General features: G+C 67.6%; 13 protein-coding genes. 5 read left to right on the forward strand and 8 right to left on the reverse strand.

The features are described 5' to 3' along the window. Positions 1–108: 108 nt before the first annotated feature. The 3 genes from ACFP3H_RS12185 to ACFP3H_RS12195 all read right to left on the reverse strand — a co-directional run bounded on the left by ACFP3H_RS12185 (position 109) and on the right by ACFP3H_RS12195 (position 4,454). A complete protein-coding gene (locus ACFP3H_RS12185; RefSeq protein WP_378604186.1) occupies positions 109–2,091 on the reverse strand; it encodes a galactan 5-O-arabinofuranosyltransferase in 1,983 nt (660 codons plus the stop codon). A gap of 159 nt (positions 2,092–2,250) precedes the next feature. Continuing rightward, entirely contained in the window at positions 2,251–3,030 is a 780-nt protein-coding gene (locus ACFP3H_RS12190; protein ID WP_378604189.1) for a decaprenylphospho-beta-D-erythro-pentofuranosid-2-ulose 2-reductase, read from the reverse strand. Further along, positions 3,027–4,454 (reverse strand): FAD-binding oxidoreductase, encoded by a 1,428-nt coding sequence (locus ACFP3H_RS12195; RefSeq protein ID WP_378604191.1) that lies wholly within the window; start codon positions 4,452–4,454, stop codon positions 3,027–3,029. Before ACFP3H_RS12195 ends, ACFP3H_RS12190 begins: the two co-directional genes overlap by 4 nt. Before the next feature lie 15 nt (positions 4,455–4,469). Between ACFP3H_RS12195 and ACFP3H_RS12200 the strand changes: the two genes are divergently transcribed. Continuing rightward, entirely contained in the window at positions 4,470–4,967 is a 498-nt protein-coding gene (locus ACFP3H_RS12200) for a GtrA family protein (protein WP_378604194.1), read from the forward strand. Here ACFP3H_RS12200 and ACFP3H_RS12205 read toward each other — a convergent pair whose 3' ends face one another. Then, positions 4,968–5,594 (reverse strand): pyridoxamine 5'-phosphate oxidase family protein, encoded by a 627-nt coding sequence (locus tag ACFP3H_RS12205; protein WP_378604197.1) that lies wholly within the window; start codon positions 5,592–5,594, stop codon positions 4,968–4,970. 157 nt (positions 5,595–5,751) lie between these two features. After that, entirely contained in the window at positions 5,752–6,240 is a 489-nt protein-coding gene (locus ACFP3H_RS12210) for a hypothetical protein (protein ID WP_378604200.1), read from the reverse strand. Between the two features lie 193 nt (positions 6,241–6,433). Between ACFP3H_RS12210 and ACFP3H_RS12215 the strand changes: the two genes are divergently transcribed. After that, entirely contained in the window at positions 6,434–7,009 is a 576-nt protein-coding gene (locus ACFP3H_RS12215) for a DUF4282 domain-containing protein (RefSeq protein WP_378604202.1), read from the forward strand. A 156-nt stretch (positions 7,010–7,165) separates the two neighbouring features. After that, entirely contained in the window at positions 7,166–7,978 is an 813-nt protein-coding gene (locus ACFP3H_RS12220; RefSeq protein WP_378604437.1) for a helix-turn-helix domain-containing protein, read from the forward strand. Here ACFP3H_RS12220 and ACFP3H_RS12225 read toward each other — a convergent pair. Next, a complete protein-coding gene (locus ACFP3H_RS12225) occupies positions 7,962–8,384 on the reverse strand; it encodes a MarR family winged helix-turn-helix transcriptional regulator (protein ID WP_378604204.1) in 423 nt (140 codons plus the stop codon). The genes ACFP3H_RS12220 and ACFP3H_RS12225 overlap by 17 nt on opposite strands. Positions 8,385–8,469: 85 nt before the next feature. Here ACFP3H_RS12225 and ACFP3H_RS12230 point away from each other — a divergent pair, with 85 nt between their 5' ends. Continuing rightward, on the forward strand, positions 8,470–9,945 hold the full coding sequence (locus ACFP3H_RS12230; protein WP_378604206.1) for an MFS transporter: 1,476 nt from the start codon (positions 8,470–8,472) through the stop codon (positions 9,943–9,945). Between the two features lie 54 nt (positions 9,946–9,999). Here the strand turns inward: ACFP3H_RS12230 and ACFP3H_RS12235 are convergent, their stop codons facing one another. Both ACFP3H_RS12235 and rfbA read right to left on the reverse strand, forming a co-directional pair. Then, the gene (locus tag ACFP3H_RS12235; protein ID WP_378604209.1) at positions 10,000–10,551 is read right to left on the reverse strand and encodes a dTDP-4-dehydrorhamnose 3,5-epimerase family protein; all 552 of its coding nucleotides are present in this window, start codon (positions 10,549–10,551) and stop codon (positions 10,000–10,002) included. A 2-nt stretch (positions 10,552–10,553) separates the two neighbouring features. Continuing rightward, on the reverse strand, positions 10,554–11,426 hold the full coding sequence (gene rfbA / locus ACFP3H_RS12240) for a glucose-1-phosphate thymidylyltransferase RfbA (RefSeq protein ID WP_378604212.1): 873 nt from the start codon (positions 11,424–11,426) through the stop codon (positions 10,554–10,556). A 241-nt stretch (positions 11,427–11,667) separates the two neighbouring features. Between rfbA and ACFP3H_RS12245 the strand changes: the two genes are divergently transcribed. After that, a complete protein-coding gene (locus ACFP3H_RS12245; RefSeq protein WP_378604215.1) occupies positions 11,668–12,711 on the forward strand; it encodes an alpha/beta hydrolase in 1,044 nt (347 codons plus the stop codon). The last annotated feature ends 103 nt before the right edge of the window (positions 12,712–12,814 follow it).

A 12,814-nucleotide genomic window follows, 5' to 3' on the forward strand; every position in this document is an offset into this window, starting at 1 on the left:
CAGATTGGCGCGCATCGCTGTCGGTCCAGGGCCAGCGAGGCTCGCTCCGCATAGACGTGGGGCTGCGGTTGTCACGCCAGGGACAGGGGCGGGCGCTGCCGGAATTGTTCAGCGGCGCACGGTGATCAGGGTGAAGGGGCCGAATTCGGTGGCGGTGAAGGCCGGGTCGGTGAACAGGGTTTTGGGGAAGGCGACGGTGTAGCGCTTCACGTTCGGGTCGTTCGGGTACACGTCCTCGGCCAGGCGCAGGGTGTAGGTGTCGCCGTCGTTGCGGAAGAGGAAGGCATCGGGTGCGCGCCAAGGGGATTCGGTGAGGGCCGCCAGCAGGGCGGGGGAGTCGGGGAGTTCGCTCCAGTCGGCGATGGTGGCCGCGCGGGCTTTGAAGTCCGACAGCGGGTTCGCGTAGTGGGAGGTCAGGGCCTGGAAACCCCAGTAGGGGTAGTAGGCGAGGAAGCTGGTGTCGGCGGTGAGGACTACGGATTCGTCTCGGGCGCGGCCGGTTTGGGCCCGCAAGGCCGCGTCGATGTCGCGGTAGTACGAGACCGCCGACGGAGGGCGACGGTCGGCGCGCTCGCCGTTGCCGTCGGTGTCGGTGTAGGCGGTGTCGATCTCGTGGGTGAGCACGGTGGGGATGGTCTGGGCGAAGGCCATCGCGCCGAGGGCGGCGATCACGGCGCACGCGGTCCGCAACGGCGCGGGCTCGTTGAGGGCCTGGTAGACGGCGCGGGTGCCTTCGATGAAACCGAAGACGCCCGCGGCGGCGAGCAGGGCCAGCAGCACCGGTTCGAGCCGGAAGGACAGCAGGGTGGTGCCGGCCGCGGTGGCCACCATCGACAGCAGGGTCCACAGGTAGATGGCCACGACGCCGATGCCCAATGCCTGTGCGCGACGCGAGGATCCGGCCCGCACCACCAGCCACAGCACGCCGATCATGCACAGCGCGCCACGCAGCGAGAACTCCAACATCGGGAACGCCAGCTGCGCCCCGGACGCGGGGAGATAGTGAAAGGCATTGCCGGAGGGCATCTTCGCGCCACCGGCCATCTTCAGCAGATACGGCGTCCACACCACCAGCGCGAGGACTATCGCGATGCCGCCGATCGCCACCAACTTCGTGAACGGCGCGATCACCGCCCGCCACGGCGCGGACGCGGACTCGCCGACCGTTGCCGAGGATTCGGGCGTCGCCGATAGGTTCGCAGTGGACCGGCCGCCGATTCGACGTCGTGCGGATCGCTGCGCGTAGACGGCCGACGCCGCCGCGACAACCGCCATCAACACCACCGTGAACGCCGCGATCGCCAGGTACAGCGTGTAGAAACACGCCGCCACCCCGAGGAACACCCCGGTCCCCAGCACCGCGCCCCACCCGCCGGATCGCCGATGCAACGCACCCCACGCCAACACCAGCACCGGCGGAATGAACACCACCAGCACCGCGCCGTACGCCTCCGGCGACGCGTACGCCAAGGTCATCGCCGTCACCGCGGCCGCCGCCCCCACCGCCAGATCGGCGCGCACCAACTGCGCCCACAGCACCAGCGCCACCGTGGCCGCGATGGCGAGCAGCCCGATCGAATACGGCTTGAACACCTCCCAGCCGTCCATGCCGAGCACATTGCCCACGCGCCCACCGATCCAGAACCACCCGGCCGGGTAGAACGGCGGCAGATCCACATAGGTCATATCGCGCAGCGCGGCACTGTCGGTGAGCCTGGTCAGGTACTCGGTGCGGAATTCCTGATCCACCGAGATGCCGAACAGGTACAGCTTCGTCGCCGCCAACGGCATCCCGAGCGTGACGGTCACGAAGCTCGAAATGCCCACCCAGGACGCCAGTTTCGCCACCACCGGCCACTTGCGCAGCCGGATCAACAGCACCGAGACCACCAGCAGCGCGACCGAAACGACCTGCCCCACCGTGGTCAGCGCGCGAGTCACATTGGAGGAGTTGAACGCGGGCCACTGCACCGCCGAGAACGCGAACAGGCCGATGGCGGCGACAGCCAGCGCGACGAGCGCCGCCGCGAGTCCTTCCCCGACCCCCACCGCAACCCTGCGCCCCGCACGCACCTCGTCATTGGTCGTCATCGGCGCGCAATCCTCCGGCTCCACGGTCGTCCACGGTCGGCCGTCAGCCTAGTGGAGCCCGCTCACCCGCCCGGTTCCAGCGGCCGTCGAGTTCTTCCGGTCAACAAAACTGCCACCCCGTCAGCGACGGGATGGCAGTTGTTCACAGCGGTGACGTGCCTAGATCGGCAGCTTGCGGAAGATCGGGCGCGGCACGTGCCGCAGCGCCGACATCAGCAGGCGGGCCTCGCCGGGCGCCCACACGATCTCGGTGCCCTTCTCCGAGGCGGCCACGGCCAACCGGGCCACATCCTCAGGATCGACGGTCAGCGGGGCTTCCTTGGAACCGGTGGCCTCCCAGTGGGCCTTGGTCGCCGAGGTGCGCACCTGCATCGGACGGATGACGGTGACGCGCGGGCCGAACGGGCGCAGCGCCTCGCCGAGACCCAGGTAGAAACCGTCGAGTCCGGCCTTGGTGGAGCCGTAGACGAAGTTGGAGCGGCGCACCCGCTCACCGGCCACCGAGGACATCACGATGATGCGTCCGTGACCCTGCGCCTTGAACTTGTCGCCCACCAGCACGCCCACCGACACACCGGCGGTGTAGTTGATGCCGACCGTCATCACGGCCTTGCGCTGGTCCTGCCACAGCTCCTCGGCGTCGCCGAGCACGCCGAACGCCACGATCGCGACATCGACATCACCGGCGGCGAACGCGGCCTCGACGACCTTGGGGTGCGACTCGGTATCGAGCGCGTCGAAGTCGATCACGTCGACCTCGCTCGCGCCCGCGGCCTTCACCTGGGCGACGGCGCCGTCGAGCAGCGGATCGCCGGGCAGGTTCGCCAGGATCACCCGGGCCGGACCCTTGGCCAGGTACTCGGCCACGATCGCGAGACCGATCTCGGAGGTGCCACCGAACAGCAGGATGGTCTGCGGGTTGCCAACTGCGTTGATCACTGGAGCTCCAGCCTCCTGGCCATATCGGACATGAACACGCCGTTCGGGTCGACGCTGCGGCGGACCTTGATCCACTCGTCGATCCGCGGGTACATCTTGTGGAAGGTCTCGGCCGAGGTGCGCGAGTCCTTCGCGGTGTAGAGCCGACCGCCGAACTCGAGCACGCGCTTGTCGAGATCGGTGACGAACTCGTTGAGCCCGCGCGAGATCGGGAAGTCGACGCAGATGTTCCAGCCCGCCATCGGGAAGCTCAGCGGGGCCTGGTTGCCCTCGCCGAACAGCTTGAACACGTTGAGGAACGAGTAGAAACCCGAACCCTGGATGTCGACGATGATCCGCTTGAACTCCTCGACCGACTCCGGCGGCACCACGAACTGGTACTGCAGGAAACCGTTGGAGCCGTAGCCGCGGTTCCACTCGCCCATCATGTCGAGCGGGTGGTAGAAGGCGGTCAGGCTCTGCGGCTTGCCCCGGTAGGTGCCCGACTTGCGGTACCAGATCTCGCCGATCGGACCGAAGGTGTACTTGTTGGCCAGCCCGTTGGGGAACACGTCGGGCAGGGTGAAGAAGGTCTTGCCGTTGAACCGCAGCGGGTCTTTCTGCAGCTTGGCGGGCAGCTCGTCGAGCTTGGCCAGGTTGCCGCGCGAGATCGCCGCGCGCCCCAGGTTGGGCAGCGGGCTGATGGCGTCGAACCAGGCCGAGCTGTACTCGTACTTGTCCTCGGAACCGTCGCTGTGGAAGGCGATGGTCTCGTCGAGGGTGGCGGTGACGTCGCCGTCGGCGATGAAGTACGCCGTCTCGGTGGGCGTCATCTCGATGGTGGCCCGCAGGATCACACCGGTCAGGCCGCAGCCGCCGATGGTCGCCCAGAACAGCTCGGGATCGGACTCGGCGGTGATGGTGTGCACCACGCCGTCGGCGGTCAGCAGGTCCATCGAGCGCACGTGGTTGCCGAAGCTGCCCGCGCTGTGATGGTTCTTGCCGTGGATATCGGAGCCGATCGCGCCGCCGATGGTGACCTGGCGGGTGCCGGGTAGCACCGGAACCCACAGGCCGAAGGGCAGCGCGGCCTTCATCAGCTGGTCGAGGTCGACGCCGCCGTCCACGTCGACGAGGCGGGTGGCCGCGTCGATGCTGTGGATCTTGTTCAGCTTCGGCATGTCGATGACGAGGCCGCCCGCGTTCTGCGAGTTGTCGCCGTACGAACGGCCGAGGCCACGCGCGATCACGCCGCGTCGCAGGTGCGCCGGCTTGGAGTCATTGTCCTGCGCGACCATGCGGACGGCCTTCACGATCAACTCGGGATCGCTGGTCGACAGCACTTCGGCGGAGGTGGGTGCGGTGCGACCCCAACCGGTGAGCTTGCGCGTGCGTGTGGGTAACGCAAACGGCCCATCGTTGGCGGTCGAAATGTTCTCGGACATCGGCTAAGAGGCTACATGCATGGCGCGACACAGTGCCGGTCTCGTAGTCTTCCTCACGTGCAAGCCCAACCCCACCTGCCGCTGCCCGCCGAGATTCCGCTGGTCGACGAGCCCGGCGGGACCGATGTCGACCTCAAGACGCAGGTCGTGCGGTTCACCCTGACCGGTGGGTTCTCGGCCGTGGTCGACTTCGGTCTGCTCACGCTGCTCTCGAACGTGCTCGGGCTGCCGGAGATCCTGGCCAAGGTGATCAGCTTCATCGCGGGCACGACCACCGCGTACCTGATCAACCGGCGGTGGACGTTCAAGGCCGAGCCGAGCCGCTCGCGCTTCATCGCGGTGGTCGCGCTGTACGCGGTGACCTTCGCCGTGCAGGTGGGGATATACGCGCTGCTGTTCTTCGCGCTGCCCGAGCAGTGGTGGCGCCAGCCGTTGGCGTTCGTCGTGGCCCAGGGCACCGCCACCGTCATCAACTTCATCGTGCAGCGCGTGGTGATCTTCAAGATCAAGTAGTCAGCCCGCCTCGGCGATGGCCGGGGCGCGTTTGCCCGCCTTGACGCCGAAGTAGTCGCCGCCTTTGGCCCGCACATTGTCGGTGCCCCATTCGCGCTGGTCCCGCGCCACCGGCACCATCTGCGGAATGTGCTTGCGGCAGTGGATATAAGCCTCCTCCACCTCGACGACCACCCACACCTGCGCGGCCTTACCGCGTTCGGCCGGTGGGAGATCGGGGGTGGACTCGCGCAGGTCGAGATCGGCGACCACGCGCGCGGTGCCGTTGACGTGCAGGCCGATCAGGTCGCGGACGAAGTCGATCATCAGGATCCCCACGTGCGGGTTCTCGCTGATATTGCCCAGACTCGCCATCACGCCGTTGCCCCGGTACTCGGGGTAGGCGATGGTGTGGTCGTCGATCACGTGCAGGAAACCGGGGGTGCCCGCGCGGAAGCTGGAGTCACATTCGCCGTTGGCGTCGGCGGTGGCGATGAAGGCCATGTCCATGCGGGCGACGAAATCGACCATGGTGGGGTTCAGATGGTCGATCACCTGGTCGTCGTAGAAGCGCTCGGCCCGATCCGAGGTGCCCAACGAGTCCTGTAGCGCGTGCTCTCCGTCGCTGCCGACGAGTTTCTCGGGCATGGCGCCCCCTCTTCCTGTGACCGCGATCTCAGTCAGTCTAGGGGACTCGCACCGGATGAAAGAGGGGTTTGCCCAACGCTTCCGGGGACGAAGCGGGGGTGAACGCCGAAAACCCGCGACGTCGGGGAGGCGTCGCGGGTCAGGAGTTGGGGTGCCTTCAGCAGGCGACGGTCAGCTTGCGCTTGCCGGTCTGCTTGCGGGACAGGGCCGAACGGACAGCCGCGCCGAGCGCGACGACCGGCGGGATCCAGCGGGCCTCGGTGGGAGCCACGCCCCAGGAGGCCGAACCGGCGGCCAGCTGGGTGGGCGGCAGCGGGATGCTGGCACCGTCGCTGTGCACGATGACGCCGGCCTCGCGCATCGCCTCGACCGCCATGGCGGCCTTGCGAATGCCGGTGACCAGGTGAATCTCGCGACGCTCCTGGCCCGGGATCTCGATCACCGGACCGGAGAGGTTGTTGGCGCGCAGGAAGCGACGCACCTCGCCCGCCACCTCGCCGGTGATCTCGATGGCCGAGACCTCGTCATCGGTGATCAAGCACAGGCCGTTGGTGGTTTCGACAACCGTCCATCCACGCGCGGTGTACTCCTGCGCGGCGGCACCTTTGTCGGCGGCCGTAGTGGTGGTCGGAAACGTCGTGCGCACTGTGTTCTCCATTCCCCGAAGAGCTGTCGTTCCTGCGTTCATGGGCGTATCGGCCCCGGGTGGTCAACTTGTTACGCCGTTACCGAAAAAAGTTCGAGAGTGTCTGGTTCGTCTCATTTCGGTAACCTTCGCTATCGCAGGTACCTGCTCGCCCCGGTTGGCGTAGGGGTCGAAAGCGGGCAGGATTCGGGCTATGACCGATGAACCGGGCACCGCTGATTCCACGGAATCCGAGGCCGAGGAGTTCGAAGCCGAATCGCGTTGGCTCTCTTGGAAAGAGGCAGGCGGCGAGCGGGCCGCCGAGGCGTCGGCAGAGGCTGATCTGGCGCGCGATGCCGGATTCGACGAGCCCTTCCGCAGTGCGGGGTCGGCCAAGCAGTGGGCCGCCGAAGCGGGTCGGTCACTGCTCGATATCCAGTTCCGCAGGCCCGCGACCAGGACTTTGTTGCCGCTGGCCTACGTTCTCGGCGCGGTCACCTTCGGCATCGGCCTGCCCATCGCCTTCGTCGTGCTGATGTGGAAGGTCTCGGCGGTGCTCGGGGTGCTCGCCGTGCTGGTCGCCGCGCCGCTGGGGCTCACGGTGGTGGCCGCGGTGCGCCTGATGCTCGAATTCGCCGACAACACCGCGCGACTGGCGGGCCGGGTAGAGCACATCGGCGACCTGGCCGACGGCCTGTTCCAGGCGCTGTCCGACGTCGCCGAGCCGGTGAACCAACTCTCCGAAGACGTTCGCGCGGTCCAGTTCTGGCGATTCAGGAAGAAGAAGTAGGACTAGCGCGATGTCCGATTCATTGTGAAACAATCCGTACGCGGATCCGACGATATGTCGGCTGCGTAGGGCGGTCTCCGAAAGTTATCCAGGGAGACCGGATTTCGGATACAGGGGGGAAGTATGGCTTCACCACAGGGCGTGACGGGTTCGACGATGCCACGGCGGCAGTTGGGCAGGCACCTTCGTGACCTGCGCAATCGCGCGCGGATGACAACGAGAACCGCTGCGGCGCAACTGGAGTGGTCGGAAGCGAAGATCTGGCGGATCGAAACGGGGCAGACGTCGCTGCGCAGCCTCGACGTCGAGGCCATGTGCAAGGTGTACGGCGCGCCGACCGATCTGGTCGAACCGCTGGCCGCCTTGGCTCGCGAAACCAAGGCACGGGGTTGGTGGACGAGCTACGGCGACGTGATCGCGGAGGGATTCGAGGTTTACATCGGCCTCGAGGAAGCCGCCACGGGCCTGTCACTGTATGAGGACGGCCTGGTCCCGGCGTTGCTGCAGACGCCGGACTACGCGAAAGCGCTGCTCGAGCAGACCGTTCCCGAGCTCACCGAGACCGACCTCGAGCGCAGGCTCGCGGTGCTGGCGGCCCGGCAGGCGCTGGTCACCAGGGACGATTCACCGGTGCGATTAGACGTGGTGCTCGCCGAATCGGTGCTCACCCACCGCATCGGCGACGACCGGGTCCGCGCCGGTCAGCTCACGCGACTGCGCGAGCTGGCCGAACGGGAGTCGGTGCGGATCCGGGTGGTTCCGGCCGATTCGGGCTATCACGCCGGGCTCGAGTCCGGCCGGTTCGTGATCCTGGAGTTCGGGGTCGACGATTCGGTGGATCGGCCCGAGCCGCCGGTGGTCTACGTCGAGACCTTCGCCGGCAGCAGCTACCTGGACAAACCCGCGGAGTTCGACCGCTACCGCGGCGCGTTCACCGATATCGCCGTGGCGGCTACGGGCACGCCGTAGGGCTGTCCCATGCCTCGGTGAGCACCGAGCGATGAGTGGGCAGGGCACGGTCGTAGACCGCCCTGCCCTTCTCGGTGAGCCGGACGAAGATGGCGCGCCGGTCGAGATCGCACATGCTGCGCTCGACCAGGCCGTCGCGTTCGAGCCGGGCCACGGCGCGCGACAACGCGCTCTGGCTCAGGTGCATGTCCTGGGCCAGTTCCGTCATGCGGTACTTCTGACAGTCCGCGTCGACCAGTCTGTCGAGGGTTTCGAATTCGCTCAGACCGATCTCGTGGTCTTTTTGGAGCGCCTTCTCCAGCGCGCAACTCACGGCGGCATGCCTGCTGAGGAGTTCACGCCACTCGTCGACCAGCTTGGAGGGCGCATCGGGGCCCCAAGTCGGTGTGAGAGACGGGTTCGACATGGGTTCATCTTAGTGATTCGGACATGCGCATGCAACCGCAATTTATGTGTTGGCATTTAATGCGTGCGCATGTAATGTCCCCGGCATGACTTCGACAGCTTCGCTCTCGGCCGCCGATCAGGCGTCCGATCCCACCAGATGGCCACTGCGGCTCTGGGGCATGTTGATCACCCTCTGCATCGTCCTGTTCCTCGACGGCCTCGACGTTTCGATGATCGGTGTCGCGCTGCCGTCCATCGGCGCCGAACTCGATCTGTCCACCTCCACCCTGCAATGGCTGGTCAGCGGCTACATCCTCGGCTACGGCGGCCTGCTGCTGCTGGGCGGTCGCACCGCCGATCTGCTCGGTCGCCGCAAGGTCTTCCTCATCGCGCTGGCGGTGTTCGCCGTCGCCTCGCTGGTCGGCGGCCTGGTGAGCGACCCGGCGCTGCTGATCGCCACCCGATTCATCAAGGGCCTGGCCGCCGCGTTCACCGCGCCGACCGGGCTGTCGATCATCACCACCACCTTCGCCGAAGGAAAAGCGCGCAACAAGGCGCTGTCCATCTACACCGTGTTCGGCGCGGGCGGCTACTCCATGGGCCTGCTCTTCGGCGGCCTGATGACCGGCGTCGGCTGGCGCTGGACCTTCCTGTTGCCCGTCCCGATCGCCGTCGCCGCCCTGATCGCCGCGTTCGCGCTGGTGCCCAAGGACGGCAAGGCCGAAGAGGGCGGACACGACCTACTCGGTGCGCTGCTGTCCACCGCGGGCATGTTGCTGCTGGTCTACACCGTGGTCACCGCGCCGGAAGTGGGCTGGGCCTCGGCGCGCACCATCGGCTCGTTCCTCGCCGTGATCGCCCTGTTCGCCGCGTTCGTCATCACCGAACAGCGCGTCGCGCACCCGCTGGTCCGCCTCGGCATCCTGCGCAAGGCCTCGCTGGTGCGGGCCAGCCTGGCCATCATCGCGGTCGCCGGTTCCTACTTCTCCTGGCAGTTCATCGTGACCCTGTACATGCAGGACACGCTGGAATGGTCGGCGCTGAAGCTGGCGATGGCCCTGCTGCCGGTCGGCATCCTGGTCGTGGGGTCGGCGTTCTTCTCCGAGAAGCTGATCAACCGCTTCGGCACCGGACCGGTCATCGCGGTCACCATGAGCGTGATGGCCATCGGCTACCTGCTGTTCCTGCGCATCGACACCGCCCCCGGCTACTTCACCGTGCTGCTGCCCGCCATCTTGCTGATCGGCATCGGCTGGGTCGGGTTCCCGGCCATCAACGTGCAGGCCACCAGCGGCATCGATGACGAGGAACAGGGTCTGGCGGCGGGCGTGCTGCAAACGTCCATGCAGGTCGGCGCGGCGATCGTGCTCGCGGTGACCACGGCCATCGTCACCTCCGGCGGGCACGGCACCCGCGCCACCCCGCAGGAGATGCTCGATACCTACCGGCCGGGTCTGCAGTTCGCGGCGGGCGTCACCATCGTCGGCGCGCTCGTGGCGCTCACGGTCTTCCTGCCCCGGTTCCGCAAGCCCGTCGATCAGACTCTCACCGAGGAGAAGGTGCTCGAGCCGGTCGCCTGATCGAATCACGTGCGGCGACACCACCTGTGGCGAGGTGGTGTCGTTTCACGTGAATCAGGCGGAAAACGGGGGAGCCACTTCGTCTTTCGCCGAGCGGACGTAGGTCAGGGGGCGCCCGTCGCGGCCCTCGGTGGGCCAGTCGATGGCCAGGCGCGGATCGAAAGCGTCCATGTCCCGGTCGAATTCGGGGGAGTACTCGAGCGAACAGAGATAGGTGACCGTGGAGCTGTTCTCGAGCGACAGGATCGCGTGGCCGAGGCCCTCGGACAGGAACACCGAGCGGCGCGACACATCGTCGAGCAGCACACTGTCCCAGCGGCCGTAGGTCGGCGAGGCGGGTCGCAGGTCGACCACCACGTCGAGGAACGCGCCGCGCACGCAGGTCACGTACTTGGCCTGACCGGGCGGATCGTCGGTGTAGTGGATCCCGCGCAGCACGCCGGCCGCCGAGACCGAGGTGTTCACCTGGTGCAGTTCGAAGGGGCGCCCGGTGGCCTTCTCGAACTCCGAGGCCTTGAACGACTCGCAGAACATGCCGCGATCGTCGCCGAGCAGGCGCGGGCTCATCACCCAGGCGCCGGGGATGTTCAGTTCCCGAAAATCCATGTCTACCAGTCTTTTCCGCGGTCGATCAGGTCGAGCAGGTAGCGGCCGTAGCCCGAACGCACCATGGGCTCGGCGAGCTCGCACAGCTGCTCGTCGGAGATCAGGCCGCGCCGCCAGGCCACCTCCTCCGGCACGCCGATCTTGAGGCCCTGACGTTCCTCGATGGTGCGCACGTAGTTGGCCGCGTCGAGCAGCGAGTCGAAGGTGCCGGTGTCGAGCCAGGCGGTGCCGCGGGCGAGCACGTCCACGCTGAGCCGGTCCTGTTCGAGGTAGGCGCGGTTGATGTCGGTGATCTCGTACTCCCCGCGCGCCGAGGGGTGCAGTTCGCGGGCGATCGCGACCACGTCGTTGTCGTAGAAGTACAGGCCCGGGATGGCGTAGTTCGAGCGCGGGACCTTCGGCTTCTCCTCGATGGAGACCGCGCGGCCCCGGTCGAACTCCACCACGCCGTAGGCGGTCGGGTCCTTGACCCAGTAGGCGAACACCGCGCCGCCGTCGATGGCGTGGAACCGCTCGAGGCTGGTGCCAAGGCCCGGCCCGTGGAAGATGTTGTCGCCGAGCACCAGGGCGGCCGCCTCGTTGCCGATGTGGTCGGCGCCGAGCACGAAGGCGCGGGCCAGGCCGTCGGGTTCGGGCTGCACCACGTAGCTGATGGCCACGCCGAACTGGCTGCCGTCGCCGAGCAGGCGGGTGAACGCGTCGGCATCCTCCGGCGTGGTGATCACCAGGATGTCGTCGATCCCTGCCAGCATGAGGGTGGACAGCGGGTAGTACACCATGGGTTTGTCGTAGACCGGAACGAGCTGCTTGCTCACCCCGCGCGTGATCGGGTGCAACCGTGAACCGGTGCCACCGGCCAAGATGATTCCGCGCATAGGTGGCAAGTCTGCCAGTTCCGTCCGCCTCGGAGACGAGGAGGTTCCGACACGTAGACGAATTGGTCACGGAGGTTTCGCCGCCGGGGTGTCGGGCGATAACTGATACAGACACGGCGTTCATCTGATTAGGTGGGCGCCGATGTGTGAAACATCACTGTGTTAGATGTCAGCGCCGACATTCGCTTCTGGGGACACCTGGTCAGCCGGTCGACGCGCCAGCGGTAAAGGTAGGTGTGCGATGGAAGCCACGAAGATCACCAGCGTGATGGGCGGGCTCGCGCCCGTGGCCGCGATCGGCACCGCGACCTCGCCGGAACCGGGCATCATCGTCAATTCCGGCCCCAACAGCACCGCCTCGCGCGTGCTGATGGGCGCCTGCGTCGGGCTGATCGGGCCGCTGCTGCGCACCGTGCCGATCAACCGCGCCACCATCCCGGTCGGCGCCATCGCGGTCGACCTGCTCTCGCGGCTGCGCCCCGAACCGCACGGCATCGAGCGCGAGCAGATCCAGCTCGACGGCTTCAAGATGGAGATGGTGCGGCCCGCGGGCGGTTCGCGCGCCATGCGCCACGGGGTGGTGCTGTACATGCACGGCGGCGCGTTCGCGGTCTGCGGGTTGCAGACCCACCGGGGGATCGCGGCCGGACTCGCCCGGCGCACCGGACTGGCCGTGCTCAATGTCGAGTACCGCCAGCTGCCCGGCTCCATCGACGCCTCGATCGACGACTGCGTGCTGGCCTACCGCTGGCTGCTGCGCCACGGCGCCGACCCGGGCCGCATCGTGTTCGCCGGTGACTCCGCCGGTGGATTCCTCGCCTTCGCGGCCGCGATCCGGGCCCGCGAGATCGGCCTGCCGCTGCCCGCCGCGCTGGTGGGGCTGAGCCCGCTGCTCGACCTGGACTACCGGGCCAAGGAGGGCTACGTCAACGTCAACCGGGACGCCTACATCCCGCTGCGCGGCGTGGAGGCGGTGGTGCGGCTCGGCGCCGAACACGCCGGCCCGCTGGATCCGGCGCTGTCGCCGGTCAACGCCGACCTCGCCGGGATGCCCCCGGTGCTGCTGATCGCCGCCGAGGACGAACTGCTGCGCTACGACTGCGAATTGATGGCCCACCGCCTCACCGCCGCGGGCGTGCCCAACACCCTCGAGCTGTGGCGTGGACAGGTGCACGCGTTCATGAGCATCCTGCCGAGCATGCCGGAAAGCCGATCGGCACTGGCGCGCGTGGCGAAATTCGTTCGCGCCGCGGTGGAACCGGCCCAGCGGGCGCGCACGGCGTAGGCCACCTGACCGGCTCGGACGGTCCTGATCGCGATCGGCCGGACGAGCCGACTCGGGCCGGGGGGCCTGCGGTATCCGTGGGCCCCTGGGCCCTTGGCCCGGA

The organism is Nocardia lasii (genome assembly GCF_042658545.1).
Taxonomy (GTDB): Bacteria; Actinomycetota; Actinomycetes; order Mycobacteriales; family Mycobacteriaceae; genus Nocardia; species Nocardia lasii.

What these genes read in the sequence shown, in the direction of transcription:
- ACFP3H_RS12200 (WP_378604194.1), top strand. Translation starts at nt 4,470, where the DNA reads ATGCATGGCGCGACACAGTGCCGGTCTCGTAGTCTTCCTCACGTGCAA.
- ACFP3H_RS12185 (WP_378604186.1), bottom strand. Translation starts at nt 2,091, where the DNA reads ATGACGACCAATGACGAGGTGCGTGCGGGGCGCAGGGTTGCGGTGGGG.
- ACFP3H_RS12205 (WP_378604197.1), bottom strand. Translation starts at nt 5,594, where the DNA reads ATGCCCGAGAAACTCGTCGGCAGCGACGGAGAGCACGCGCTACAGGAC.
- ACFP3H_RS12220 (WP_378604437.1), top strand. Translation starts at nt 7,166, where the DNA reads ATGCCACGGCGGCAGTTGGGCAGGCACCTTCGTGACCTGCGCAATCGC.
- rfbA (WP_378604212.1), bottom strand. Translation starts at nt 11,426, where the DNA reads ATGCGCGGAATCATCTTGGCCGGTGGCACCGGTTCACGGTTGCACCCG.
- ACFP3H_RS12245 (WP_378604215.1), top strand. Translation starts at nt 11,668, where the DNA reads ATGGAAGCCACGAAGATCACCAGCGTGATGGGCGGGCTCGCGCCCGTG.
- ACFP3H_RS12225 (WP_378604204.1), bottom strand. Translation starts at nt 8,384, where the DNA reads ATGTCGAACCCGTCTCTCACACCGACTTGGGGCCCCGATGCGCCCTCC.
- ACFP3H_RS12215 (WP_378604202.1), top strand. Translation starts at nt 6,434, where the DNA reads ATGACCGATGAACCGGGCACCGCTGATTCCACGGAATCCGAGGCCGAG.
- ACFP3H_RS12230 (WP_378604206.1), top strand. Translation starts at nt 8,470, where the DNA reads ATGACTTCGACAGCTTCGCTCTCGGCCGCCGATCAGGCGTCCGATCCC.
- ACFP3H_RS12195 (WP_378604191.1), bottom strand. Translation starts at nt 4,454, where the DNA reads ATGTCCGAGAACATTTCGACCGCCAACGATGGGCCGTTTGCGTTACCC.
- ACFP3H_RS12235 (WP_378604209.1), bottom strand. Translation starts at nt 10,551, where the DNA reads ATGGATTTTCGGGAACTGAACATCCCCGGCGCCTGGGTGATGAGCCCG.